Source organism: uncultured Sphingomonas sp., assembly GCF_902806265.1.
Taxonomy (GTDB): domain Bacteria; phylum Pseudomonadota; class Alphaproteobacteria; order Sphingomonadales; family Sphingomonadaceae; genus Sphingomicrobium.
Genome location: NZ_CADCVZ010000030.1, coordinates 59514 through 83468 on the forward strand (window position 1 = coordinate 59514; position 23955 = coordinate 83468).

Sequence of the window (23955 nt, forward strand, 5' to 3'; positions counted from 1 at the left end):
GAATGGTTGCCGGTACGGAGCGTTCCCATGCGATCCTTGTACTCACGGGAGCGGGCGTATCGGCCGACAGCGGGGTCGCAACCTTCCGCGGCCCGGATGGCCTGTGGGAAGGGCACCGGGTGCAGGACGTGGCAACGCCTGAGGCCTTTCAACGCGATCCGGACCTCGTTCATGCCTTCTACGACGCGCGGCGCGCCAAGCTTGAAACCGTGCAGCCGAACGCCGCGCACGAGGCGCTGGCCCGGCTCGATGCCGAGTGGCCGGGCGAGCTGCTGATCGTCACTCAGAACGTAGACGATCTCCACGAGCGCGCCGGCGCCAGGCGCCTCCTCCACATGCACGGCGAGCTCAAGCTCGGCTGGTGCCTGGCGTGTGGCGAGCGGTTCGCCTGGGTACGGGAGATGGGCACCGCCGCGACTTGCCCGTCGTGCGGCGGGGTCGGGCAAGTCCGTCCTGACATCGTCTGGTTTGGCGAGATGCCCTACGAGATGGAGCCCATCGAAGAGGCCCTGCAGCGCTGCCACCTGTTTGTCTCCATCGGCACGTCCGGAGCCGTCTACCCGGCTGCCGGCTTCGTCCAGACCGCCCGTTATTACGGCGCCCGCTGTCTCGAAATGAACCTCGAGCCGAGCCAAGGAAGCATGTTCTTTCATGAGACCCGGCTCGGCCGCGCCGCCGAGCTGGTGCCCAGGTGGGTCGAGGAGTTACTCGGCGGCTAGTCCGACCACTCCAGCCCGATCTCCCGGTACAGGCCGCGGTCCTCCTCCCAGCGCGGGTTGACCTTGACGTGCAGGAACAGGTGCACTTTGCGCCCGAGATGCTCGCCAATAGCCTGGCGCGCCGCGGCGCCGATGGCCTTGAGCTTGGCGCCGCCTTTGCCGAGCACGATCGCCTTCTGGCTGTCCCGCTCGATCAGGATCTGCTGGTGGATGAGGGTCGAGCCGTCCTTGCGGTCCTCCCACTTCTCCGTTTCGACCGCCGATGCGTAGGGCAGCTCGGCATGGAGCTGTAGGTAGAGCTGCTCGCGGGTTAGCTCCGCCGCCACCATCCGGTCGGTCGCGTCGCTGAGCTGGTCCTCGGGGTAGTGCCATGGGCTCTCCGGCACCGCCCCGCCGAGGTGACGCTTGAGGTCGGGCACGCCATCGCCAGCGCTTGCCGACACCATGAATACCGCTTCGGGCTGCAACCGCTCCGCCAGGCGAGCCGCGAGCACCAGCAGCTCCTCCTTGCGCGCGATATCGACCTTGTTGAGCACCAGGATCCTGGGCTCGGGCCGCCCTTCGACTCCCTGCAGCACGGCTTCCACCCGCTCGCCCACCTTGGCCGCCGCATCCACCACCAGCAGCACCCGGTCGGCGGCTTCCGCGCCTTCCCACGCCGCCTTGACCATCGCCCGGTCGAGCCGCCGCCGCGGGTCGAAGATGCCGGGCGTGTCGACCAGCAGGATTTGGCTCTTGCCCTCGATCGCAATGCCCATCAGCCGCGCGCGGGTGGTCTGCGCCTTGGGGCTGACGATCGCCACCTTCTGGCCGATGAGTGCGTTCACCAGCGTCGACTTGCCGGCGTTGGGGGCGCCGAGCACCGCTACCAAGCCGCAGCGTTCAGTCATTCCGCAATGCTCCCAACTGTCGCAGCAACGTCAGCGCCGCGTCGCTCTCGGCCTCGCGCTTGGTGCTGCCGGTGCCGGTGGCTTCGCCCGCCGAGCCGACGGAAGCAGTGACCGTGAAGCGTGGCGCGTGCTCGGGTCCGGAACGGTCGATCACCGTATAAACCGGGGCCTTGCGGCGCTGCCCTTCAGCCCACTCGTGCAGCAGCGATTTAGGGTGACGCGGGGCTTGGCCTTGCGCCTCTACCCGCGACTGCCAGCAGCGGCGGATGAACTGCCGGGCCTGCCCGAGCCCCGCGTCCAAGTATAGGGCCGCGATCAGCGATTCCACCACATCGCCCAGCACGTTCTCGCTGTGGGCTGCCCGATCCTCGCGGGCCTGCTTGCCCAGCTTGATGACTTCGGCCAGCCCGAGCTCCGCACCCACTGCTCCGCAATATTCGCGTGAGACCAGCTGGGTGAAGCGGTGGGACAGCTTGCCCTCCTGCTCGCGCGGGAACAGCTCGCTCAGCCACTCCGCCATGACCAGCCCCAACACCCGGTCTCCCAGGAACTCGAGCCGCTGGTAGTTCATGACCCCGGCGCTTGGGTGGGTGACGGCTTGTTCGAACAAATCCGTGTCGCAGGGCCTGTGCTGCAAGCGTTGCTCGACCCAGCGGCGAAGGTCGTTCACGGGAAAGTCTTCCCGATCCGCTCGGGCCGTAGCGCCGTAAACCAGGTCCATGGCTTCAGCCATTCCGCGCTACCGTCGGTCGACCAGAAGATCACCGCAGCGCGCCCGACCAACGCCTCCTGCGGTACGAAGCCCATGCCCCCGAGCGCCGGTGCGTAACGGCTGTCCGCGCTGTCGTCGCGATTGTCGCCCATGGTGAATACGGCTCCGGCCGGAACCGTGACCGGCCCGAAGTCGTCCGCGATCGGATTGTCGACCTGGTCGAGCACCAGGTAGCTCGGTCCGCCGGGCAGCTGCTCGCGAAAGACCGGGTAAGCGCACCGCCCGTCTCGAACCCTGGGCTGGGCGGGCGGCACCACGCGGCAAGGACTGTTGGGCGTGATCGGCATCGCGAAGTCGCCGACCGGCTGCTTCGACACGGACTTGCCGTTCAGAAACAGCTGCCCATCGCGCGTCGCCACCGTGTCACCCGGCAGGCCGATCACGCGCTTGATGACGTCCGCGCCCTCCGGTCCCTGGAATACCGCTACGTCGCCGCGCTCGGGCAGGCGGGAGAAGATGCGTCCCTCCATCGGCGGGAAGCCGAACAGGAAACTCGCCTGACTGTACCCGTAAGGCCACTTGGCCACGATCAGATAATCGCCGATGTGCAAGCCCGGCAGCATCGACCCCGATGGGATGCTGAACGGCGCGATGATCAGGCTCCGCAGGACCCAGGCGAACAGTGCCAGGCCGAGCAGGGTCTTCCAAAAGCTGCCGCGCTGTTCGGGCTTGGGTTGGGTTTTCGCCATTGCGCGCTTCTTTGGGGCCGGGCGGGGCAAGGTCAAGCCTGACCGCAGGAAAGCCGGTCTCGCGCCCGCGCCCGCCGACGCCCGCGGCTTCAGGGTGGTTTTTGACCCGGCCGTCGCTATGTAGCCGCCATGCCCCTGACCGATGCCGATTGGGCTGCGCTGGCCGAGGCCGAAGTGCAGCCGCTTGCCCAGCTGTTTGCTGATCCCGGACGCGCGCCGCAGCTGAGCATGGACGTTGCCGGGATCCGCTTCGATTTCGCCAAGACGCATCTGTCGTCTGCTCACCTCTCGATCTTTTCAAGGCTCGCCGAACAGGCAGCGCTCCATGACGCGCAGGAGCGGCTGTTCACGGGCCAGATCGTCAATCCGACCGAAGGCCGTGCCGCCGAGCACTTGGCGGAGCGCGGCTCCGGCTCGCCGGAGTCTGTGGAGCTTGCCGTTACCCGCCACCGCCGGATGCGCGGGTTGGTCGACGCGGTCGAGGCGGGGGCGTTCGGCGACGTGACCGGAGTCCTGCATATCGGCATCGGCGGCTCAGCACTGGGGCCCGCGCTGCTAGTGGACGCGCTCGGCCGGCATGAGCGGCGCTACAAGGTCGCCGTGCTATCGAACATCGATGGCCAGGCCTTCGACGATGCGGTCGCCGACCTTGATCCGGCCACCACCCTGGTTGCCGTCGCCTCCAAGACCTTCACCACCGCCGAGACGCTGCGCAACGCCCGCGCGGCGCTGGCCTGGCTGGAGGAGGCTGGAGTCGACGACCCGTATGGCAGACTGATCGCGATCACTGCGGCCCCGGACAAGGCCGTCGAGTTCGGGATCGACGATACCCGCATCCTCCCATTCGCCGAGGCGGTCGGCGGCCGTTACTCGTTGTGGTCGGCGATCGGCTTCCCCGCCGCGTTGGCGCTCGGCTTCGGCGCGTTCGAGGAGCTGCTCGAAGGCGCGGCGGAGATGGACCGCCACTTTCGCCTAGCCCCGGCCGAGCGCAATGCCCCGCTGCTCGCGGCTTTCGCCGACCTGTTCTACACGCAGCGGCTCGGCGCGGAGACCCGCGGTGTTTTCGCTTACGACGAGCGCCTGCGGCTGCTGCCCTCCTACCTCCAGCAGCTCGTGATGGAGTCCAACGGCAAGTCTGTCACCGCCGATAACCGGCCGCTCGGTCGCCCGAGTTCCGCCATCCTGTGGGGCGGCACCGGTACCGACGCTCAGCACGCGGTTTTCCAGCTGCTCCATCAGGGCACGCACCTCGTGCCTGTCGAGTTCGTGGCCGTGGCCGAAGGCGACGACGATCAGGATTTCGCACACCACCGCGAGCTGCTGCTCAACGCGTTTGCTCAGGGCGCGGCGCTGATGGCGGGGCGGCACAGCGATGATCCCGCGCGCAGCTACCCCGGGGACCGACCCTCAACCACCATCCTAATCGAACGACTCGACCCAAGCAGCCTCGGCGCGCTGATCGCGTTTTACGAGCACCGCACCTTTGCCGAGGCCGCCCTGCTCGGCATCAACCCATTCGACCAGTTCGGCGTCGAGCTCGGCAAGGACATGGCCCGGCAGCTCGGCGATCCGGAGGCGGCCGAGCGCTTCGACCCGTCGACTCGCGCCCTGATCGAGAAGGCCGGGCTATGAGCGAGTTCGACTTCGACTTCGACCTGTTCGTGGTTGGCGCTGGCTCCGGCGGAGTCCGCGCCGCCCGCATCGCCGCCGCGCATGGTGCCCGCGTCGCCGTGGCCGAGGAGCACAAGGTTGGCGGCACCTGCGTCATCCGTGGCTGCGTGCCCAAGAAGCTGCTCGTTTACGGCTCGCACTTCGCCGAGGACCTGGATGACGCGGCCATGTTCGGCTGGGACGTGCCGCAAAAGCGCTTCGACTGGGCCGTGCTGCGCGACAATGTGCTGGCAGAGGTCGAACGGCTCGAGGGGCTCTATGGCGAGACCCTGACGAACCATAAGGTGACCGTGTTCAAGGAGCGCGTCATCCTGACCGGGCCGAACCAGCTTAGCCTGGCGAGCGGCCGGAGCGTCACCGCTGGCAAGATCCTAATCGCCGTCGGCGCCCGCGCCGCCCTGCCTGAGATTGAGGGGCAGGAACATGTCATCACCTCCAACGAGGTGTTCCATCTCGACCAGCTACCCAAGCGGGTGGTCATTGCCGGGGGCGGCTACATCGCCAACGAGTTTGCCGGTATCTTTCATCAGTTCGGCAGCCATGTGACCATCGTCAACCGCTCCGACACCATTCTGCGCGGCTACGACGAGCAGATCGTCGACCGGCTGGTGAAGATCAGCGTCGCCAAGGGCATCGACTTCCGCTTCAATGCCGGCTTCGCCGCCATCGAGAAGCGCGAGGACGGCAGTCTCCTGTGCCGCATGAAGGGCACGCAGGACATCGAAGCGGATCAGGTGCTGTTCGCCATCGGCCGCCTGCCGAATACCGAGGAGATGGGCCTGCGCGAGCTCGGCGTCGAGCTCACCGAGCGCGGCGCGATCAAGATCGACGCCGACTTCCGCTCCTCCATTCCATCGATCTTCGCGGTCGGCGACGTCACCGACCGCATCCAGCTCACCCCTGTCGCGATCCGCGAAGGCCAGGCCTTTGCCGACACGCAGTTCGGTGGTAAGCCAACCCACGTCGATTACGGCTGCGTTCCCTCCAGCTGCTTCAGCCACCCGCCGATCGGGCTGGTTGGGCTCACAGAAAGCCAGGCCAAGAACAAGCTTGGCGTGGTTCGCACCTACACCTCCGACTTCCGCCCCATGAAGAATGTGCTAGCCGGCCGCAACGAACGCTCGCTCTACAAGCTGGTCGTGGACGATGGCTCGGACGAAGTGGTCGGCATCCACATGATCGGCCCCGACGCGCCCGAGATCCTCCAAGGCGCCGCGGTGGCGGTGAAGGCCAAGCTCAAGAAAGCCGATTTCGACGCCACGATCGCGCTGCACCCGACCATGGCCGAAGAGCTGGTGTTGATGCGGTGACTTACGACGCGATCGTGATCGGCGCCGGCCACAACGGCCTTACCTGCGCCTATTACCTCGCCCGCAAAGGGCTGCGGGTCGCACTGCTCGAAGCCCAGAACACCGTCGGCGGCGCCGCGGTCACCGACGAGTTCCTCCCCGGCTACCGCAACTCGGCTGCTGCCTACACCGTCAGCCTGCTGCAGCCCAAGGTCATCCGCGACATGGCACTGGAGCGGCACGGGTTGAAGGTCGTCCTGCGCAAGGTCGACAACTTCCTACCCGGCGATGGCGCTTACCTGCTTGCCGGCCGCGATGGCCTCACGCGCCGCGAGATCGCCCGCCAGGCGCCGGAGGATGCCGAGGCCTACGACCGCTACCTCGCGGAACTCGACACGGTCGTCCCGCTGATCCGGAAATGGCTGCTGAAAGCGCCGCCCCAGGCGGGCGGAGGGGTCCGCGGACTTCCCTCGCTGCTAACCCTCGCCAAAGACATGCGCAGCCTCTCGACCGACGGGGTCCGCATCGTTCACGAGTATGCCACCAAGAGCGCCGGAGAAATTCTCGACCGCCACCTTAAGGGCGACCTCGTCAAGGCGCTATTTGGCTTCGACGGCGTGGTCGGAAACTTCGCCTCGCCCTATACCCCGGGTACCGCCTACGTCCTGCTGCACCATCTGTTCGGCGAGGCGGCGGGCGTCCCCGGCGCTTGGGGCCACGCGATCGGCGGCATGGGCGCGATCACCCAGGCCATGGCCAAGGCGGCGCGTGAAGCCGGGGCCGATATCGTCCTAGGCACCCCAGCCGAGGAGATCATCATCGAGCGGGGCCGAGCGGCGGGCGTGGTCGCAGGCGGCAAGGCCTGGCGGGCCGAACGGGTAATCGCCGGCGTAAATCCCAAGCTGCTGTTCGACCAGCTCGTGCCGCGCGGCGCCGTGGCTGAAACGATCGAGCGGCACATGACCAACTGGTCGTGCGAGAGCGCCAGCTTTCGCATGAACGTGGCCTTGTCCGAACTGCCCAAGTTCACCGTCCTGCCCGAGCCCGGCGATCACCTGACCGGCGGCATCATCATAGCGCCCAGCCTCGACTATATGGACCGTGCATTCATCGACGCGAAGCGTGACGGTTGGTCCAAGCAGCCGATCATCGAGTTGGTGATCGCCTCGACGCTCGACCCAAGCCTGGCGCCTGAGGGCAAGCACGTCGCCAGCCTGTTCTGCCAGCATTTTCGTTACCAGCTGCCCGCGGGCAAAAGCTGGGACAAGGTCCGCGACAAGGTCGCCGACCAGATCGTCGCGGCCGTGGACAGCCACGCGCCCGGCTTTGCCGGCTCCGTCGTCGGCCGTCAGATCCACTCGCCACTCGATCTGGAGCGCCGGTTCGGCCTGATCGGCGGCGATATCTTCCACGGCAAGATGGGCCTGGACCAGTTGTTCAGCGCCCGCCCGATGATCGGCGCGGCCGACTATCGCATGCCACTTCCCGGTCTTTACCTGTGCGGCTCGGGCGCGCACCCCGGCGGCGGCGTCACCGGAGCCCCCGGCCACAATGCCGCACAAGCGGTGCTCGCCGACTGCAAGCCCTGGCGGAGGCGAGCGTGAAGCCACTCGGAGGCATCCGCGTCCTCGACCTTAGCCGGGTCCTCGCCGGACCCTGGTGTACCCAGCTCCTCGCCGACCTCGGCGCGCACGTGATCAAAATTGAGCGGCCGGGGCACGGCGACGACACCCGCCACTGGGGCCCACCCTGGCACGGCGAGGGCAAGGAACGGGTCGCCGCCTACTTTCTTGCTGCCAACCGCGGCAAGCGTTCCGCCGCCATCGACTTCTCGCAGCCGGAAGGCGCCGACCTCGTCCGCCGCCTCGCCGAGAAGAGCGACGTGGTGGTCGAGAACTTCAAGGTCGGCGCGCTGGCCAAGTTCGGCCTTGACGCCGCAACCCTCCGCGCCGCCGACCCCAAGCTGATCTACGCCTCCATCACCGGCTTCGGCCAGGAAGGCCCCTACAAGGACCGCGCCGGTTACGACTACATAATCCAGGGCATGAGCGGGCTGATGAGCATCACCGGTCAGCCCGACAGTGCACCCGGGGGCGAGCCGATGCGGGTGGGCGTCGCAGTCGTCGACCTGTTCACCGGCATGTACACGGCCAGCGCGATCCTCGCCGCCCTGGTCCGCCGCGGCATGACGGAGGAGGGCGCGCACATCGACAGCGCCCTGTTCGACGTCAGCCTCGCGATCCTTGCGAATCAGGCTTCAAACGCGTTGGTTTCAGGCCAGGATCCGCCGCGCCAGGGCAACACCCACCCCAACATCGTCCCTTATCAGCCGTTCGCCTGCGGCGATCAGCCCCTGATCATCGCCGTCGGCAACGACGGCCAGTTCGCCAAGCTCGCCGCCATCCTTGGCGCTCCCGAGTGGGCCGAGGACGAACGCTTCTGCACCAACGCTGCCCGCGTCGCGCACCGGGCCGACCTCATACCCCTGATCGAAGCACGGCTGAAGGAGCGGGCGGCGGCCGACTGGTTCGCCGAGTTCGACGCTGCGGGCATCCCCGCTGGCCCGATTAACTCCATCGGCCAGGCCCTTGCCGACCCGCAGGTCGCGTACCGCCAGATGGTGCAGGAGATGGATCGCTTCCGCTTGGTGGGGTCCCCGTTGCGACTGGACGCGGCTAGCACGGACTCGCCTTTGCCGCCGCCGTCACTCGGCGAGCACACCGCGCGAGTTCTCGGGGAGATCGGTATCGAGGAAAGCAGCATTCGACGTCTGCAGGCCGCTCAAGTTATCGGTCCTTCGTGAACCGGTTCACCGCTCGGATGAAGACGATCCTAAGGGCCATCACCCTGAAGCGCTACCGCAAGCGCGCCCGCTTTAAGCGAATGAAGCACTGCGCACTTGATCGTGCGCTGAAGCAAGTCGCAAACCTGCCCATCCGGTCGGAGGCCGCGCACCATCGGCTGCCAGGGACGCTAATCGTCTCCATGACATCCTATCCGGCTCGATTTGAAGCTCTACAACTCACGCTGAAGTGCCTGATGAACCAGACGGTCAGGCCGGATCTGATCATCCTGTGGGTCGCCGGGGAGGAGATGTCGCTCATCCCCGAGAGTCTCAAGCGCTTGCAGGGAGCTGAGTTCATAATCCGAGGGTGCGACGATTTCCGGTCCTACAACAAGCTTGTCCATGCCTTGAGGGAGTACCCCCACGCGTTCGTGATCACGGTGGACGACGATGTGATGTACGAACTGGACTGCATCGAACGGCTCGTCCGTGCATATGACACCGTTGAGCCAACTGTGGTCTGCCACCGAGCGCATCGGCCAACTTATTCCAAAGACGGCAAGCTGAATCCCTACCGCGACTGGCAGAGGCGGGTCGATGACGCGCCGAGCGAGCTACCGTCGGAAGACCTCTTCCCGACCGGCGTTGGAGGTGTGCTGTACCCGCCGGGTTCCCTTTCGCCCGCAGTCCTGAACACAAGTCTGATGATGGAACTCTGTCCCACGTGCGACGACTCCTGGTTCTTCTTCCAAGGGCGGCAAGCGGGATCCAAGGTCAGGCGTGCGCCGGGCGCGAGCAGCCAGCCTATCGAATGGCCGAGCACGCAGGCCGGTGCCTTGCGAACACAGCATGAAGGCGGGCGGAAGGACGAACAATTGCAGGCGCTGTGTCGGCACCTCGGCCTTCCTCGCGAGCTGCCTGCCTGAAGACTGCGAGGGATTCGCGCTCAACACGCCGTGGCCTCGCTCGACTTCCGCCTTGCAAGCCGCTCCCTAGCCGGTAGCTTCGGGCACGTCCCGGCCGTGCGCCGGAGGGGGTCCGCATGTCGCCAGCCGAACTCAGCATCGTCTTCTTCGCGCAGCTGTTCGTGATCGTCGCCGCGGCGCGCGTGGTCGGCTGGCTAGGCAAGCGCTTCCTCGGCCAGCCACAGGTCGTGGGCGAGATGATCGCCGGGGTGGTGCTCGGACCCTCGCTGTTCGGGCTGCTCGCGCCCGAGTTGCAGGCCGCCATCTTTCCGCCTGAGACCAAGGGCGTGCTCTACGTCGGCGCCCAGCTCGGCGTGGGGCTGTACATGTTCCTGGTCGGCCTGGGCTTCGACCGCGACCATTTCCGCAGCAACGTCCGCAGCGCGGGCGCAGTGTCCCTGTCCGGCATGGCCGCGCCCTTCCTGCTCGCCGTCCTGCTGACGCCGTGGCTGATGCGGGTGCCCGGCCTGTTCTCGCCGAGGCTGACGCAGGTCGAAGCGACGCTGTTCATGGGCGCGTGCATCTCCATCACCGCCTTTCCAATGCTGGCGCGCATTATTCACGAGCGGGGCCTGTCGCGTTCGCCGCTAGGATCGCTTTCCCTGTCAGCGGGCGCGATTGATGACGCCGGAGCATGGATGGTGCTCGCGATGGTGCTGGCGACTTTCGGCGACGGCAGCGGCGTTGCGATCAGGGCGGTCGGTGGTGCAGCCGCCTTTGCCGTGCTCGTGCTCGGCCTTGGCCCGCGCCTGCTCCGCCCGCTCGGCGCTCAGGCCGAGCGGGAAGGCGGCGTCAGCCAGGGCCTGCTCGGGCTGGTTCTGATGCTGTTCCTGCTGGCGGCGTTCGTCATGGACTGGGCCGGCATGCACGCGGTGTTCGGCGGCTTTCTCCTCGGAGTCGCCATGCCCCGCGGCCTGCTCACGCGCGAGCTGCGGGCGAAGCTAGAGCCGTTCACCGTCGTGCTGCTGCTGCCGATGTTCTTCACCTACTCCGGCCTTAACACCCAGCTCAGCATCATGGCGAACCCAGCGCTGCTGCTCGTCACCCTGGCCATTCTCGCCGCGTCGATCTTGGCCAAGTTCGGCGCTTGCTGGGCCGCAGCGCGCCTGACCGGTCAGGACAATCCCACAGCGCTCGGCATCGGTGCGCTGATGAACGCCCGGGGGCTGATGGAGCTGATTATCATCAACATCGGGCTATCGCGCGGGATCATCGGGGTGGAGCTCTTCTCCATGCTGGTGCTGATGGCGGTGGTGACCACCCTGATGGCTTCGCCGCTGTTCGAGTTGGTCTATGGCCGCAAGGCCCGGGAGCGTGGCGAGTTGGGCGCGCTCAGGGACGTGCCGGAGGACGGCGCCCGTCTGCCGAAGGCGCCGCGACCGACCGGGTGAGGGTCGGCGGTGACGTCATGCCGGCGCTCCCGGCTCCCCGTAACGCGATTGGATGAAGCGACCCTGCGTCTGGAACGCGTCCATATCGTGCTTGGCCAACCGTTCGCTCACCTCGCCAAGCGCCGACTTCGCCGCGCCCAAGCCCTCGACAAGCCGCTGGTCCACCGTCAGCCCCTCCGCATCAGGCTGGCTGCGATAAGCCGGAGGCACGTGCACGTAGCGCTCGACCAGGCCGGGCAGGTGGACGCTCATCAGCCGCCGCGCATCCTGTGCGTCAGGATCGAGCGGATCGACCCGCTCCAGCGTCGCTTTGAGCGTGCTAAGCTCGGCGCTGATCCCGTCCACCACCGTCTGCGCAGGGGCGGGCAGGGCACGCCGCGTCTTGTAAAGGAAGCTGTCGAAGCGCTGCACCATCTCGCCGTTGCCGACGTGGGTGGGCACCGTCGGCGTTCGGTCCTCGCCCGGCCAGAAGAACAGCAGCGCGGCGATCCCGATCGCCACGCCGACCGCCGCCAGGAAGCCGAGAATGCCGATCGGCTTCAGCAGGCCGACGATGATGGTCAGCACGGACACGACCCCCACCGCGACGCCAACTGCCGCCAGCCGTCGACCGATCGCGCGATTCACCCGCCCGCGCTCGCGCCGCCGCTGCGCCCGCACCTCGCCGCCGCGTTCGTCCAGCGAGCGGTTGACCCGCTCGACCATCTCGAGCGTGCGCTCGACCTTGCGGGTGAGTTCAGTGCTCACTTCACCTCAAGCGGATTGAGCGGCGAGGGGCCTTCCAGCCGCCCCTGCTGCGCACCTTCCGCCCGCGCGATGTAGCCGCGCGACTTCTCGACCTCGTTGCCAAGCGTGTTCACCGTCTGCTTCATGTTGGCGAGCGCCTGGACCTTGAACGCGTCGATCTGGTCCATGGTGTCGTAAATATTCTGGAACGCCCGCTGCAGCGTTTCCAGCGGAATGGTCGAGCTCGCCGCCTGCTCGTGGATCGCGGCCGACTGGCTCCGAAGCATCGTGCCGGTCGAGTCGATCATCCCCGCGGTGGTGGTGTTCAGCGCGCCGATCTGCTCCAGCACCAGCCGCTGGTTGGTCAGCGCCTGCGCTACCGTTACGGCCGTCCTGAGCGCCGCTACCGTCGTCGTCGATGCCCGGTCCACGCCCTTCACCAGCTCGACGTTATTCTTCTTGACGAGGTCCAGCGCGAGATAGCCCTGCACCGTCACCGCCATCTGCGTCAGCAGGTCGGTCGTCCGCTGCCGCGTGTAGAACAGCGCCGTTTCGCGGATCGCCTTGGCCTTGGCGGGCTCGGTCGCGTCCAGCTCGTTGGCCTTCTCCTCCAGCTTGCCGTCGAGCGCCTTGGAAATGTGGATCATCTGCTCCAGCCGGTGCATCGTCTTCCACAGGTTGGCGCGCTCGGTATCGATGGCGGCATTGTCCATCAGCAGCTCGTCCTTCCCGGACTGAAGCCGCGCCAAGATCTGCGAAATGTGGGTCTGCGAGCTCTGGTACTGCTGGAAATAGTTCTTGAGCTTGTTACCGAACGGGATCAGCCCGAACAGCTTGCGGCCGGGCGACAGCTTGCCGTTGCGCGCCGGATCGAGCGCTTCCACCGTGCGCCGCAATTCGGTCAAGTCGGCGCCGATGCCCGTGTCGCTGTCGATCGCCTTGACCGGCCGGTCGAGGAAGCGATTGGACGCGCCCGCGGCCTCGGCGATCTCCTTGCGCCCCATGGAGGTCAGTTGGTCGACCTTCTTGCCGAAGTCGGGGCTGTTCGCGTCCAGCGCCACCAGTTCGCCGACGAACTGGTCCACCCGTTCCTCCAATTGGTCGCGCTCGCCCTCCTTGAGCGGCACCAGCCCCGCGGCCTGCGCCGGCGCCACCGGCTGCAGCACCTCGGGCGGGTCGAGCTTCAGCTTGGTCTCCGTCTGCACCTGCGTCGCCATTGCATTCCCCTGACCTGACCTTGCTTGACGCCGAACATGACCCACGCAGCCCGCGCAGCGCAAGCATCTCCACTGTATTATAGATGTGGCACACTAGCGGTTCAAGAACGCACGGAGGCGCCGTCAGTGTTCCGTTAACCCTGTTCGGCAGCACTTCGCTCACCCTGTCGGGACTAGTGGTAGGCCCAAAGGTGCCGGGACGTCTGGCGATGTAAGGGGAGCAAACGAGGCATGTTGAGCTTCTTGAGGGCGCTTTGGCGCGACAAGCGGGGCAACGTCCTGATCCTCATGGCGGCGGGCATGCCGATGTTGATCGGCATGGCGGGGCTTGCCACCGACACCATCCAATGGGCATTGTGGAAGCGCCAACTGCAACGCGCCGCGGACTCGGCGGCGATCGCCGGCGTGTACCAGCGGAACGTGACCCCGCTCGGGGCTACCACCGGGGTGAGTGACGCTATTCTGCGCGATCTCGCGCTCAATCAGCATGCTGGAACGCTCCTCGAGGCGATTCCCGCGACCTGCCCGGTAACCGGCAACCCGATACTGACATGCCCTGCGGATGTTGGCACAGGTGCCGACAGGCGGATGAACCAGGTCAGCGTTACCCTGAAGCTGAAGAAGGAATTGGCATTCAGTTCATTCTTCATCTCCGCGCCGCCGACCATCACGGTAAGCTCCACCGCAGCCAGCGTCCCCGGGGCCGGCGAATATTGCGTGATCGCGCTTGATCCCCGGGACGTTGTCGGCTCCGACATCGGCGGCAGCACGGATGTGAACCTTGGCGACTGTTGCTTAATCTCGAATTCCAAGCACCCGAACCAAGCCTTCAAGAATACGGGCTCCGGTTCGACGGTCCGGGCAGGCTGCATCGCCGCCGCAGGTGGGGTGGAATATTCAGAGTCGGAAAACTGGGACGTCGACAATTACTACCCGTACAGTGAGCCGGCAGCCGATCCTTACGCGGACTTGCCGACGCCCACCGAAGCCGACTGCGATCCTGATCCTGCCCTCCGGCTCGACTTCGGTTCTCAGCTTACCGTGGACACGGATTTCAGGGACACACCGACGACCACTCCTGCGGCGAGCCACACAGGCAAGACGATCTGCATCGATGGCGGCTTCGACATCAAGGCGGAACTGACCCTGGCTCCTGCAACCTATGTGATCAACACCAGCGGAAGCAGCGATGACCTGAAAATGACGGAAAGCGGTGCCAAGCTAAATTGCAGCGGCTGTACGATCATCATGACGAACTTCGACGATCGGGCAGAGACCGGCAACATTCGCCTGAACGGCGGAACCGTGAACATCTCCGCTCCTGGCGCCACCGCGGTCGGCAACCCCTACATGGGCGTGGTCCTTTATCAGGACCGCATGGCGGAGGACGACAACAAGCGCGGGACCAACCACGTCAACGGCAACAACACCTCCGGCATACAGGGAGTGGTCTACATGCCCAGCCGATCGCTGATGTACAACGGCGGCGGCGGCGTCGCGCAAGACAAGTGCATGCAGATGATTGCGGCCCGGGTGGACTTCAGCGGTAACAGCTCCTTCAGAATGGGCAGCACTTGCGGACATGCCGGGATGCGGGGGCATACCGGCGGCGGCTGGCTGGTGAGGCTGGTGGCATGATGCGCCCCCTTCGCCAACTGCACCGCGACGAGCGGGGAGTCGCAATCGTCGAGCTGGCCATCGCAGCACCAATCCTTGCCTGCCTGCTGATGGGCGCAGCCGACATCGGCAATGCCTTCAGTCGCAAGCTGGCACTGGAGCAAGGCGCACAGCGCGCGGTCGAGAAGGTCATGCAGACCACCGAGCTTGCCAACGTGCAGGATACAATCGCCGGCGAGGTGGCCATCCAGGCCGATGTCGACGAAAGCCAGGTCACCGTGACCTTCCCTCGCTATTGCGACAGGCGACTGATGCCGGACGTGACCCGTGATGATGAAACCGGGCTCGCCGAGGGAGAGCCATGCGCCGCCACTGAGACCGAAGGGCATTACATCCTAGTCGTCGTGACTGATCAATATACGCCGTTCTTCCCTGCGCTGAGCATGGGAACGAAGCTCGCGAACGGCAACTACATGGTACAAGCCAAGGCAGGGATGCGCACGAAATGAAGAACCGACATCTTCTGCGCAACGCGAGTGGCGCGACTATCGTCGAACTAGCGTTCGCTCTGCCGACCTTTGTCGTGCTGATCTACATGATGGTTCAACTTGGACTGCTATACCGGGCCAACTCGGGCATTCAACATTCTCTTGGGCAGGGTGCGCGACTTGCAACCCTATTCCCGACGCCTACCGATGCCCAGATCCAAACTAAGATGAACGAGGCGGTCTACGGCATCGGGCCGGGCGAGTTCGACACCAGCGTTACCGATCCGGTGGACGACCCGGCCACACCACTCAACGAGAGCCTTGCAGGCTACAAGGATCTTGAGGTGACCTATCGTCAGAATACCGACTTGTTGTTCTTCAGGGGGCCGGTTGTCAGCTTGGTGAAGGCCAAGCGAGTATGGGTGGCAAGCACCGCTACAGGCAGCGGTTCAGGATCGGGTAGCGGTTCAGGCTCGGGCTCCGGCTCCGGCGGTGGCACGGGTGGCGGAACGGGTCCCACCGACCCGCCGCCGACTGACCCGCCGCCGACCGATCCGCCACCGACCGACCCGCCGCCCACCGACCCGCCGGCGACCGATCCGCCGCCGACGACGACGCCGCCACCGACGACGACGCCGCCACCGACGACGACGCCGCCGACGACGACGCCGCCAGTATGCTTAAAAAAGAACGGTAAACCCTGCTAAGCTTTCGCCCGCGCGGAGAAGAAGGCGGCGATCGCCGCCTTCACCTCGGCCGACTGCAGCCGCTCGGCGAAATGGCCGTTCTCTAGGTCCATCCGCTCCAGAGCGTCCTCTTGGCTTGGACCGCGCAGCAATCTCTGCGTCAGGCGTAGCGCTTCGGGTGGCTTGGCCAGCAGCGCCGTTACTACCGCGTCCAGTCGCTCCGTTAGCCTCCCGGCAGCGGCGCGGTGGCTGACGAGGCCGTAACGCTCCGCTTCTTCCACCCCGAACGGCTCGCCCAGCAGCAGGTGCCGCGCGGCAACCCGCCGTCCGGCCAGCCGCGGTAGGATCAGCGAGCTGGCTGCTTCCGGCACCAGCCCAAGGTCGGTGAAGGGCATGTGGAAGCGGCTGCCTTCCTCCGCCACCACCAAGTCGCAGTGGAACAGCATGGTGGTGCCAATGCCCACCGCATTGCCGTGCACCGCGGCGACCAGCGGCACCATGTTCCGCGCCAGCGCGCGCAGTAGCCGCCAGACCGGGATGTCGCTTCCGTCCTGAGGGAGCGCGTTCAGGAAGTCGCCGAGGTCGTTGCCCGCGGTGAAGTCCTCGCCGGCGCCTTCCAGGGTGATGACCCGAACATCGTCGTCCCCGGCCGCTCCTTCGATGGCGTCCGCCAGCGCTGCATACATCGCGACGGTTATAGCGTTGCGCCGCTCGGGCCGGTTCATGGTGAGCTTAAGGCGTGGCCCGCTGCGCTCGACTAGGAGGTGCTCGATCATGGACGCCCTTGTGACGACCCGCTAAGCGCCGCGCAATCGCCGAACCCAGTCGAGGACCGGATCCATGAAGTTCTTCGCCGACACCGCTGACGTTGCCGAGATCCGCGAGCTTGCTGAGACCGGGCTGCTGGACGGGGTCACCACCAACCCGACCCTAGTCGCCAAGGCCGGGCGCAACTTTCTCGAGTCGGTACGGGAGATCGCCCGCGTCGTTTCAGGCCCGGTCAGCGCGGAGGTAGTCGCAGCCGACTACGACGAAATGATGCGCGAGGCGGAGGTGCTTCGGCGCATCGCCGACAACATCGCGATCAAGGTACCGCTCACCACGGCGGGCTTGAAGGCGTGCAAGGCGCTGACCTCGGACGGGACAATGGTCAACGTCACCTTGTGCTTCTCCGCGGCGCAAGCGCTGCTCGCCGCCAAGGCAGGGGCGACCTTCATCTCACCGTTCGTCGGGCGGCACGACGATGTCGGCTTCGACGGCATGGCGCTGATCGCGGACATCCGCCTCATTTACGACAATTACGACTTCGCCACGCAGATCCTAGTCGCCTCCGTGCGCCACCCGATGCATGTGGTGGAAGCCGCCAGGATCGGCGCCGACGTCATGACGGCACCGCCCAAGATCATCCACCAGCTGATCAAGCATCCGCTGACAGACAATGGCGTGGCGGCGTTCCTTAAGGACTGGGAAGGTACGGGTCAGACCATCGTCTGATCCGCACTGGAAATTAACCTCGACCTGCGACATCCTGCTGCCATGGCAAGGGTGATCCAGTTCGAGGACCATGCGCTGGCCCGGCTGCGTGCACGCTGCGCCGCGGCGGAGGAAGCCAACCAGGACCTGCTCGCATTCGCCCGCGGCCACTCGGGGGCGGTGCAATCAATTCACGGCGCGGTGCTGGCCGCAATGGAAGCGCCGAGCTTCGATGCGCTGCTGCACGTGGTGACCCAGGAATGGCCGCTCATTCTGCGGATCGACGCAGTGGCCCTGGCGCTGGTGGTCGGCGGACGCGGCTTCAGGGTCGACGCGGGCGGCGCTCAGCTGGTCGATGCGGCGATGCTCGGGCGATCCTTGACGCAGGTCGACGGCGTGATCCTTCGCGGCGTCGAGCGTGGCCACCCCCTGTTCGGCCCCGCGTGCGACCTCATCCGGGCCGAAGCACTGATCCGCTTGCCGGGCGACGTGCCGGCGGGACTGTTGGCGCTGGGACAGCGGACCCAACCCAGCCTCGACGGCCGCCATGGCTCGGAGCTTCTGATGTTCCTTGGCCGCAGCTTGTCGGCTATGATTGCGCGGTGGGCGGGCGAGATCTGACGGGGGACACGGCGGAGGCGCTTGCCGTCCGCTTCGGCGACCATCTGGCGCACGACCGCCGTCGCAGCCCCCATACCGTCCGCGCTTACCAGGCGACGGCGCATCGTTTTATCGGCTTCATGGCCCGGCACCGCGGCGAGGCGATCGGCCGCTACGCGCTGCTGACAATCGCGCCGGCCGATCTTCGCGGCTTTCTCGCCGCGCGGCGCAGCGAAGGGCTTGGTCCTTCCTCCGCCGCGCGCGAGCTGTCGGCCGTGCGAGCTTTTCTGAAGTTCGCTGCGGACGACCTTGGCGAGCAGCCGCAATTGCCGCGAACCCGCGCGCCCAAGCGGCCGCGCACCCTGCCGCGGCCCGCGTCGCCCGCCGATGCCATGGCGCTGGCCGAAGATGCCGGCGAGGCAGCGACGGAGCCGTGGATCGGGGCCCGTGATCTGGCAGTGCTGCTGCTGCTCTACGGCTCTGGCCTGCGGGTCGCTGAAGCCATGTCGCTGACCGCCCGGGTGCTGCCCTTGGGTTCGACGCTCCGAGTCGTCGGCAAGCGCAGCAAGCCGCGGGTGGTGCCGTTGATCCCGGCAGTGCGTGAGGCGATCGACGCCTATGTGAAGCAATGCCCGTGGCCGGTCCGCGGCAGCTCGCCGCTGTTCCTCGGCGCGCGGGGCGGACCGCTCAATCCGGACCTGGTGCGCCGTGCCGCGCAGGCTGCACGCCGCCGCCTCGGCCTGCCCGACACGCTGACGCCCCACGCGCTACGGCATAGCTTCGCCACCCACCTCCTCGCCCGCGGGGCCGACCTCCGCTCGCTGCAGGAGCTGCTGGGCCACGCCAGCCTCTCGTCCACGCAGATCTACACGGGCGTGGACGCAGCGCGGCTGCTCGACGTCTATCGCCATGCCCACCCGCGGGCCTGACTTTCAGCTTGGGTGGCGCCGCCGCCAGGTGAGTTGCCGCCACAGGTAGAGCAAGACGATCGCACCGATCACCACGGTCGAGAGCGGCCCGACCACCTCTTCGATTCGATCGAAGCGGCGGCCGAGCAGATAGCCAGCGACCGCCAGCCCGCTGCTCCAGACTACGGTGCCCACGGTGGACCAGATGAGGAAGGTCCTCAGCCGCATGTGCAGCAGCCCCGCAGGGATGGAGACCACCGAGCGGACCGTGGGCAGCACCCGGCCGATGCCGACCACCACGCCGCCGAAGCGGCCGAACAGCCGCTCGGCTTTCTGCACGTCGCCCCAGTCCATGGTGAGCCAGCGGCCGTGGCGGTCGATGAACGGGTGGAAGCGCTTCATCCCAATCACCCGCGCGAGCAGGTACCAGAAGAAGTTGCCGACCATCGCGCCGGCCGAGCCTGCGCCGATCACGCCTGCGAGGTGAAGCGGGCCTTGAGCGGCGCGGAGCCCTGCCACCGGCATGATCACTTCGGAAGGGATCGGCGGGAACACCGTTTCCAGGAACATCAGTAGGAACACGCCGACATAGCCGGTCGTGTCGATGAGCCGGAACACCCAGTCGGTCATGATGCGTGCAGCTTCCGTTGGATGGCGTCCCAGATGATGCCGGGCGTGTTCGTGCCATTAAATCGGTCCAGTGCAACTAGGCCCGTCGGCGAGGTCACGTTGATCTCCGTCAGCCGCCCGCCGATCACGTCGATACCTACGAACAGCAGCCCGCGCGCCTTGAGCTCGGGACCGAGCGCGGCGCAGATCTCCCGTTCGCGCTCGGTCAGCTCGGTCTTGGCGGCGGTCCCTCCCGCGGCCAGGTTGGAGCGGATCTCGCCCTCGCCCGGAATGCGATTGATCGCGCCGACGGGTTCTCCGTCCACCAGGATGATGCGCTTGTCGCCCTCGCTGACCGCGGGCAGGAAGGCTTGGGCGATGAACGGCTCTCGCCAGACTTCGCTGAACAGCTCGGCCAACGCCCGCAGGTTGGTACCGTCGGCGCCGATGCGGAACACGGCGGCGCCCGCGTTGCCGTGCAGCGGCTTGACCACGATCTCGCCGTGACGCTTGTGAAAGGCGGTCAGCTCCTGGAACGAACGGGTGATCAGCGTCGCTGGCATGAAGCGGGCAAAGTCGAGCACCCACAGCTTCTCCGGCGCGTCGCGGACGCTGCGCGGATCGTTCACCACCAGCGTGCGGCCGGCGAGCCGCTCAAGCAGGTGCGCGGCGGTGATGTAGGCGATGTCGAACGGGGGGTCCTGGCGCATCAGCACCACATCGCTGTCGTCGGCGAGGTCGAGCGATCGCGGCTCTCCCGCAGTGAAATGATCGCCCTCAACCCGGCGCACTTCGACCGGTCGGGCGAGCGCGCGCAGCCGTCCGTCCTCGTAAGTCAGCTGGTCGGCCCGATAATGGAACAGCCGGTGACCGCGCGCCTGGGCTTCGAGCATCAGGGCAAAGGTGGAATCGCCGGCGATGTTGATTCCCTCGAGCGGGTCCATCTGCACGGCGATTGTCAGCGGCATGAGCGCCGCCTAGGCGAGGGAACGGCCATTGTCACCCGGCCCAGACGTCGGGCACGTGCGCGGCAAGCGGCCGGGCAGGACGTAGAGCGCGTCCACTCGCACCGTGTCGCAACCGCGGCCATAGCGCGGGGTGAGCCGCTCGGCCGCCACCGCCACCCGCTTCAGCCGTGAGCGGTCGAGCGCCATGGCGGCCGCACGCTCGTCCCGGCGCGCCTTGACCTCGACAACGGCCAGCGTGCGTCCGCGCCGGACCACCAGGTCGACTTCGCCGCCGGGCACTCGGGCACGCCGTGCCAGAATACGCCAGCCGTGCAGCTGCAGCCACCATCCCGCGAGCCGCTCGGCCCAGCGCCCGCGTCGCTCCGCTTCCCGGCGCCTCACCGGCCGCGTTCCAGCGCACGGGCATAGACCCGCTTGCGCGGCAGGCCGAGCTGCTCGGCTACGGCGGCAGCGGCGCGCGACGGTGTCATGATGGCAAGCGCCTCATCCAGCGCCTGGTCGAGTTGCTCATTGGTGGCTTCGGCGGCGGCGGGTGGCGGACCCACCACGATTACGATCTCGCCTTTGGGCGGAGTATCGGCGTAGCGCTCCGCAAGCTCCGCCAAGTTGCCGGTCACGCATTCTTCGTAGAGTTTGCTGATCTCCCGCGCGACCGCGGCTTCGCGGGAGCCGAGCCCGTCGCCCAGCGCCTGCAGCGACTCCGCCAGCCGTGGCCCGCTCTCGTACAGCACCAGGCTGGCACGCACGGTCGCGACCTCCGCGATCGTTTCCGCCCGCGCCTTGGCCTTGGTCGGCAGGAACCCCAGGAACAGGAAGCGGTCGGTCGGCAGTCCGGCTAGCGTCAAGGCGGCGACCGCTGCGCAGGGACCCGGCAGCGTGTGCACCGCATGTCCCGCCTCGCGCGCCGCCCGCACCAGCTTGTACCCGGGATCGGAGATCAGCGGCGTGCCGGCGTCGCTGACCAGCGCCACTGCCTTGTCGGCGAGCTCCGCCACGATCCGCTCGCGTTCCGTCTCGCCTGAATGGTCGTGGTAGGTCCGCATCCGGGTGCGCACTTCGGCGTGGGCAAGCAGCTTGGCGGTGACCCGCTTGTCCTCCGCCAGTATGAGGTCGGCCCGGCGCAACGTATCGGCCGCCCGCTGCGACAGGTCGCCGAGATTGCCGATCGGCGTCGCCACGATATACAGTCCGGCGGGGAGGGGCTCGTTGTTCATGAGGTGGGCCACGCAATGGCATTCTCCCGACCGTTCCCGCAAGCGCGCCGCACCTTCGTTTTCGCCGGCCTGTCGGCTCTGCTGCTCACCGGCTGCATCGGTCGGCCTGGCCGGGCGCCGGTGGAACGGGGCATCCCGGCCCGGCACCAGGTCGCCCTGCTGGTGCCGCTGACGGGAGAGGACGCTCCGGTTGGCCAGGCGCTCGCCAACGCCGCCCGCCTGGCGCTGGCGGACACGGGCAATCAGTCGGTTGCGCTGACCATCTTTAACACGGCTGAGGGTGGAGCGGCGGCGGCGGCCGGGCGCGCGCTCGCCGGAGGTAACCGCTTGATCCTCGGCCCCCTGCTCAGCGACCAGGTGCGCGCGATTGCCCCGCTGGCAGAACGGGCGCGGGTTCCGGTGATCGCCTATTCGAACGACCAGAGCGCGACCGGCCCTGGCGTGTTCATCCTGGGCGTGGTGCCCGGCCAGTCAATCGACCGGGTGGTCGGCTATGCCCGGCAGCGAGGTGCCAGCCGCTTCGCCGCACTCACTCCCGCCAACGTCTATGGCCAGCGCTCCGCCCAAGCCTATCTGGCTTCGGTGGGGCGCAACGGCGGGCAGGTCGTCGCGGCGGAAAGCTACGCGGCACCGGGCGAGGCGCGCGCGGGGGCTCGCCGGCTGGGACGTCGCGGCGACTTCGACGCAGTGCTCCTCGCCGACACGGGCCGGGTTGCAGCGCCGACCGCTCCGCAGCTCCGCGGCGGCGTGCGGCTGCTAGGCACCGACCTATGGGCGGGCGAGCGGAACTTGGGCGCAACAGCTCGCCTGCGCGGCGCCTGGTATGCGGCGCCTTCCGACGAGCGCTTCGGCCAGCTCGTTAGCCGCTACCGCACCAGCTACGGCAGCGTGCCACCGCGGATTGCGAGCCTCGGCTACGACTCGATGCTGCTGACAGTCAGCGCCACTCGGCAGTGGGATCCTCGCCGTACCTTTCCGGTCGACCTGCTCACCAGCCCTGAGGGCTTCGTCGGGGTTGACGGGGTGTTCCGCTTCGGTCCGGACCGGGTCGCACAGCGCGGGCTCGAGGTGCGCCAGGTGACCGCCGCAGGGTACAGCGTCGTCTCGCCGGCGCCCGCCAGCTTCACCCGCTAAACGGCGATCTCGGCAAGGATGCGGTCGAGGAGCAGCCGCCCGGCGGGCGTGGCCTTCAGCCGCCGGGGGGTGTGTTCGACCAGCCCTAGCTTCTGCAGCCGCGCAGCGGCAGCCGGGTCGATCAAGCTCCCGACCCCAAGCCGCTCCGTCAGGGCGGCGGGATCGATGCCTTCGGCCAGCCGAAGGCCCATGACCAGCGCCTCAGCGGCCTTCTCCTCGACGCTGAGCAGTGCTTCCTCGACCAGCCCGTGTCCGTTCCGCGCAACCGCCGCCAGGAAGTTCTCGGGCTTGCGATGCCGCACTGTTCGCGCGCCCAGCCGGCGGCCGTGCGCGCCGGGGCCGACGCCGGCGTAGTCGCCGTAGCGCCAGTAGGTCAGATTGTGCCGGCTCTCCGCGCCCGGCCGCGCGTGGTTGCTGATTTCATAGGCGGGGATGCCGGCTGCGTCCGTCATCGCGGCGGTGAGCTCGAACAGGTCGGCCGAACGGTCGGCGTCCAGCGGCTCGAACTTGCCCGCCGCATGCAGCGCGGCGAAGCGCGTACCCGGCTCGATCGTCAGCTGGTAGAGCGACAGATGGTCGGTCCCGAACGACAGCGCCTGGGTCAGCATCGCCGACCATTGCTCCGCGGTCTGTTCCGGCAGCGCGTAGATAAGGTCGAAGCTGACCCGCCCGAAGTGGCGCTGCGCGGTGGCCAATGCGGCGAGGCCTTCGCCTACCGAATGCGCTCGCCCGAGGAAACGCAACGCATCCTCGTCGAGCGACTGCAGCCCCAGGCTGACCCGGTTCACTCCCGAGGCCGCCAAGTCGGCGAAGCGCTCCGCCTCAACGGACGAGGGGTTGGCTTCCAGCGTGATCTCCAGCTCGTCAGCCGGCGTCCAGTGCGCTGTCGCCGCCTCGACCAAGGCCGCAACTGTCACCGGCGTCATCAGCGAGGGCGTCCCCCCGCCGAAGAAGATGCTCGTCAGCCGCCGCCCGGGCAGCAACGCCGCCTCGTGCGCCAGGTCGCGCAGCAGCGAGTCACGCCATGCGTCCTGGTCGATGCCAGCGCGCACGTGGCTATTGAAGTCGCAGTATGGGCATTTGCTGACGCAGAACGGCCAGTGAATGTACAGGGCCAGGTCGGAGGAACTCCGCTGTTCCCGAG

25 protein-coding genes are annotated in these 23955 nt (G+C 67.2%); 14 read left to right on the forward strand and 11 right to left on the reverse strand.

The annotated features are described in order from the left end of the window. Positions 1-2: 2 nt before the first annotated feature. Positions 3-719 (forward strand): NAD-dependent deacylase, encoded by a 717-nt coding sequence (locus tag QZX62_RS07130; protein ID WP_294173244.1) that lies wholly within the window; start codon positions 3-5, stop codon positions 717-719. On the opposite strand, the gene era is transcribed toward QZX62_RS07130, so the two are convergent. The 3 genes from era to lepB are packed head-to-tail and all read right to left on the reverse strand — an operon-like array spanning position 716 to position 3070. After that, entirely contained in the window at positions 716-1609 is an 894-nt protein-coding gene (gene era, locus QZX62_RS07135; RefSeq protein WP_294173245.1) for a GTPase Era, read from the reverse strand. The two genes, QZX62_RS07130 and era, sit on opposite strands and share 4 nt — an antisense overlap. After that, a complete protein-coding gene (gene rnc / locus QZX62_RS07140; protein WP_294173247.1) occupies positions 1602-2279 on the reverse strand; it encodes a ribonuclease III in 678 nt (225 codons plus the stop codon). The genes era and rnc overlap by 8 nt, the downstream gene beginning before the upstream one ends. After that, positions 2276-3070: a signal peptidase I gene (gene lepB, locus QZX62_RS07145; protein ID WP_294173248.1), complete on the reverse strand. Its 795-nt coding sequence runs from the start codon at positions 3068-3070 to the stop codon at positions 2276-2278. Before lepB ends, rnc begins: the two co-directional genes overlap by 4 nt. A 129-nt stretch (positions 3071-3199) precedes the next feature. On the opposite strand from lepB, the gene pgi reads away from it, so the two are divergent. The 6 genes from pgi (at position 3200) to QZX62_RS07175 (ending at position 11171) form a co-directional block, all read left to right on the forward strand. Beyond that, positions 3200-4702 carry a glucose-6-phosphate isomerase gene (gene pgi / locus QZX62_RS07150; protein ID WP_294173249.1) on the forward strand — a complete coding sequence of 501 codons (1503 nt, stop codon included), beginning with the start codon at positions 3200-3202 and terminating at the stop codon, positions 4700-4702. Next, positions 4699-6051 carry a glutathione-disulfide reductase gene (gene gorA, locus QZX62_RS07155; RefSeq protein WP_294173250.1) on the forward strand — a complete coding sequence of 451 codons (1353 nt, stop codon included), beginning with the start codon at positions 4699-4701 and terminating at the stop codon, positions 6049-6051. The genes pgi and gorA overlap by 4 nt, the downstream gene beginning before the upstream one ends. Further along, complete coding sequence (locus QZX62_RS07160; protein ID WP_294173251.1) at positions 6048-7634, forward strand: NAD(P)/FAD-dependent oxidoreductase; 1587 nt, start codon at positions 6048-6050, stop codon at positions 7632-7634. The genes gorA and QZX62_RS07160 overlap by 4 nt, the downstream gene beginning before the upstream one ends. Next, on the forward strand, positions 7631-8833 hold the full coding sequence (locus QZX62_RS07165) for a CoA transferase (protein ID WP_294173252.1): 1203 nt from the start codon (positions 7631-7633) through the stop codon (positions 8831-8833). Before QZX62_RS07160 ends, QZX62_RS07165 begins: the two co-directional genes overlap by 4 nt. Continuing rightward, on the forward strand, positions 8830-9741 hold the full coding sequence (locus tag QZX62_RS07170) for a hypothetical protein (RefSeq protein WP_294173253.1): 912 nt from the start codon (positions 8830-8832) through the stop codon (positions 9739-9741). Before QZX62_RS07165 ends, QZX62_RS07170 begins: the two co-directional genes overlap by 4 nt. Positions 9742-9857: 116 nt before the next feature. Next, entirely contained in the window at positions 9858-11171 is a 1314-nt protein-coding gene (locus QZX62_RS07175) for a cation:proton antiporter (protein WP_294173256.1), read from the forward strand. Positions 11172-11186: 15 nt separating this feature from the next. Here the strand turns inward: QZX62_RS07175 and QZX62_RS07180 are convergent, their stop codons facing one another. Continuing rightward, positions 11187-11918 carry a hypothetical protein gene (locus QZX62_RS07180; RefSeq protein ID WP_294173260.1) on the reverse strand — a complete coding sequence of 244 codons (732 nt, stop codon included), beginning with the start codon at positions 11916-11918 and terminating at the stop codon, positions 11187-11189. Next, complete coding sequence (locus QZX62_RS07185) at positions 11915-13114, reverse strand: toxic anion resistance protein (RefSeq protein ID WP_294173261.1); 1200 nt, start codon at positions 13112-13114, stop codon at positions 11915-11917. The genes QZX62_RS07180 and QZX62_RS07185 overlap by 4 nt, the downstream gene beginning before the upstream one ends. Before the next feature lie 231 nt (positions 13115-13345). Between QZX62_RS07185 and QZX62_RS07190 the strand changes: the two genes are divergently transcribed. The 3 genes from QZX62_RS07190 to QZX62_RS07200 are packed head-to-tail and all read left to right on the forward strand — an operon-like array spanning position 13346 to position 15926. Next, positions 13346-14752 (forward strand): pilus assembly protein TadG-related protein, encoded by a 1407-nt coding sequence (locus QZX62_RS07190; RefSeq protein ID WP_294173262.1) that lies wholly within the window; start codon positions 13346-13348, stop codon positions 14750-14752. Continuing rightward, entirely contained in the window at positions 14749-15240 is a 492-nt protein-coding gene (locus QZX62_RS07195) for a TadE/TadG family type IV pilus assembly protein (RefSeq protein ID WP_294173263.1), read from the forward strand. Before QZX62_RS07190 ends, QZX62_RS07195 begins: the two co-directional genes overlap by 4 nt. Next, positions 15237-15926 (forward strand): TadE family protein, encoded by a 690-nt coding sequence (locus tag QZX62_RS07200; RefSeq protein WP_294173264.1) that lies wholly within the window; start codon positions 15237-15239, stop codon positions 15924-15926. The genes QZX62_RS07195 and QZX62_RS07200 overlap by 4 nt, the downstream gene beginning before the upstream one ends. Here the strand turns inward: QZX62_RS07200 and QZX62_RS07205 are convergent. Then, positions 15923-16681: an enoyl-CoA hydratase-related protein gene (locus QZX62_RS07205; protein ID WP_294173265.1), complete on the reverse strand. Its 759-nt coding sequence runs from the start codon at positions 16679-16681 to the stop codon at positions 15923-15925. The genes QZX62_RS07200 and QZX62_RS07205 overlap by 4 nt on opposite strands. Before the next feature lie 64 nt (positions 16682-16745). Here QZX62_RS07205 and fsa point away from each other — a divergent pair, with 64 nt between their 5' ends. The 3 genes from fsa to QZX62_RS07220 are packed head-to-tail and all read left to right on the forward strand — an operon-like array spanning position 16746 to position 18907. Continuing rightward, positions 16746-17399 carry a fructose-6-phosphate aldolase gene (fsa, locus tag QZX62_RS07210; protein ID WP_294173267.1) on the forward strand — a complete coding sequence of 218 codons (654 nt, stop codon included), beginning with the start codon at positions 16746-16748 and terminating at the stop codon, positions 17397-17399. 42 nt (positions 17400-17441) lie between these two features. Continuing rightward, the gene (locus QZX62_RS07215) at positions 17442-17999 is read left to right on the forward strand and encodes a DUF484 family protein (RefSeq protein ID WP_294173268.1); all 558 of its coding nucleotides are present in this window, start codon (positions 17442-17444) and stop codon (positions 17997-17999) included. Then, positions 17981-18907 (forward strand): tyrosine recombinase XerC, encoded by a 927-nt coding sequence (locus QZX62_RS07220; RefSeq protein WP_294173269.1) that lies wholly within the window; start codon positions 17981-17983, stop codon positions 18905-18907. The genes QZX62_RS07215 and QZX62_RS07220 overlap by 19 nt, the downstream gene beginning before the upstream one ends. Before the next feature lie 3 nt (positions 18908-18910). On the opposite strand, the gene QZX62_RS07225 is transcribed toward QZX62_RS07220, so the two are convergent. Genes QZX62_RS07225 through rsmI form a run of 4 tightly spaced genes read right to left on the reverse strand, consistent with a single transcriptional unit; the run spans position 18911 to position 21677 of the window. Beyond that, the gene (locus tag QZX62_RS07225; RefSeq protein WP_294173270.1) at positions 18911-19516 is read right to left on the reverse strand and encodes a DedA family protein; all 606 of its coding nucleotides are present in this window, start codon (positions 19514-19516) and stop codon (positions 18911-18913) included. Continuing rightward, positions 19513-20463 (reverse strand): glutathione synthase, encoded by a 951-nt coding sequence (gene gshB, locus QZX62_RS07230; RefSeq protein ID WP_294173271.1) that lies wholly within the window; start codon positions 20461-20463, stop codon positions 19513-19515. Before gshB ends, QZX62_RS07225 begins: the two co-directional genes overlap by 4 nt. Before the next feature lie 9 nt (positions 20464-20472). After that, positions 20473-20844: a YraN family protein gene (locus QZX62_RS07235; protein ID WP_294173272.1), complete on the reverse strand. Its 372-nt coding sequence runs from the start codon at positions 20842-20844 to the stop codon at positions 20473-20475. After that, positions 20841-21677, reverse strand: coding sequence for a 16S rRNA (cytidine(1402)-2'-O)-methyltransferase (gene rsmI, locus QZX62_RS07240; protein ID WP_294173273.1), 837 nt, complete (start codon positions 21675-21677; stop codon positions 20841-20843). Before rsmI ends, QZX62_RS07235 begins: the two co-directional genes overlap by 4 nt. Positions 21678-21692: 15 nt before the next feature. Here rsmI and QZX62_RS07245 point away from each other — a divergent pair, with 15 nt between their 5' ends. Continuing rightward, on the forward strand, positions 21693-22811 hold the full coding sequence (locus QZX62_RS07245) for a penicillin-binding protein activator (RefSeq protein WP_294173274.1): 1119 nt from the start codon (positions 21693-21695) through the stop codon (positions 22809-22811). Here the strand turns inward: QZX62_RS07245 and hemW are convergent. Then, positions 22808-23929: a radical SAM family heme chaperone HemW gene (hemW, locus tag QZX62_RS07250; protein ID WP_294173303.1), complete on the reverse strand. Its 1122-nt coding sequence runs from the start codon at positions 23927-23929 to the stop codon at positions 22808-22810. The genes QZX62_RS07245 and hemW overlap by 4 nt on opposite strands. Between the last annotated feature and the right edge of the window lie 26 nt (positions 23930-23955).

Bases quoted from the DNA above. Each gene is read 5' to 3' on its own strand.
- QZX62_RS07130 (WP_294173244.1), top strand. From the start codon at position 3: ATGGTTGCCGGTACGGAGCGTTCCCATGCGATCCTTGTACTCACGGGA.
- era (WP_294173245.1), bottom strand. From the start codon at position 1,609: ATGACTGAACGCTGCGGCTTGGTAGCGGTGCTCGGCGCCCCCAACGCC.
- lepB (WP_294173248.1), bottom strand. From the start codon at position 3,070: ATGGCGAAAACCCAACCCAAGCCCGAACAGCGCGGCAGCTTTTGGAAG.
- pgi (WP_294173249.1), top strand. From the start codon at position 3,200: ATGCCCCTGACCGATGCCGATTGGGCTGCGCTGGCCGAGGCCGAAGTG.
- gorA (WP_294173250.1), top strand. From the start codon at position 4,699: ATGAGCGAGTTCGACTTCGACTTCGACCTGTTCGTGGTTGGCGCTGGC.
- QZX62_RS07175 (WP_294173256.1), top strand. From the start codon at position 9,858: ATGTCGCCAGCCGAACTCAGCATCGTCTTCTTCGCGCAGCTGTTCGTG.
- QZX62_RS07185 (WP_294173261.1), bottom strand. From the start codon at position 13,114: ATGGCGACGCAGGTGCAGACGGAGACCAAGCTGAAGCTCGACCCGCCC.
- QZX62_RS07190 (WP_294173262.1), top strand. From the start codon at position 13,346: ATGTTGAGCTTCTTGAGGGCGCTTTGGCGCGACAAGCGGGGCAACGTC.
- QZX62_RS07195 (WP_294173263.1), top strand. From the start codon at position 14,749: ATGATGCGCCCCCTTCGCCAACTGCACCGCGACGAGCGGGGAGTCGCA.
- QZX62_RS07200 (WP_294173264.1), top strand. From the start codon at position 15,237: ATGAAGAACCGACATCTTCTGCGCAACGCGAGTGGCGCGACTATCGTC.
- QZX62_RS07205 (WP_294173265.1), bottom strand. From the start codon at position 16,681: ATGATCGAGCACCTCCTAGTCGAGCGCAGCGGGCCACGCCTTAAGCTC.
- fsa (WP_294173267.1), top strand. From the start codon at position 16,746: ATGAAGTTCTTCGCCGACACCGCTGACGTTGCCGAGATCCGCGAGCTT.
- QZX62_RS07215 (WP_294173268.1), top strand. From the start codon at position 17,442: ATGGCAAGGGTGATCCAGTTCGAGGACCATGCGCTGGCCCGGCTGCGT.
- QZX62_RS07225 (WP_294173270.1), bottom strand. From the start codon at position 19,516: ATGACCGACTGGGTGTTCCGGCTCATCGACACGACCGGCTATGTCGGC.
- gshB (WP_294173271.1), bottom strand. From the start codon at position 20,463: ATGCCGCTGACAATCGCCGTGCAGATGGACCCGCTCGAGGGAATCAAC.
- rsmI (WP_294173273.1), bottom strand. From the start codon at position 21,677: ATGAACAACGAGCCCCTCCCCGCCGGACTGTATATCGTGGCGACGCCG.
- QZX62_RS07245 (WP_294173274.1), top strand. From the start codon at position 21,693: ATGGCATTCTCCCGACCGTTCCCGCAAGCGCGCCGCACCTTCGTTTTC.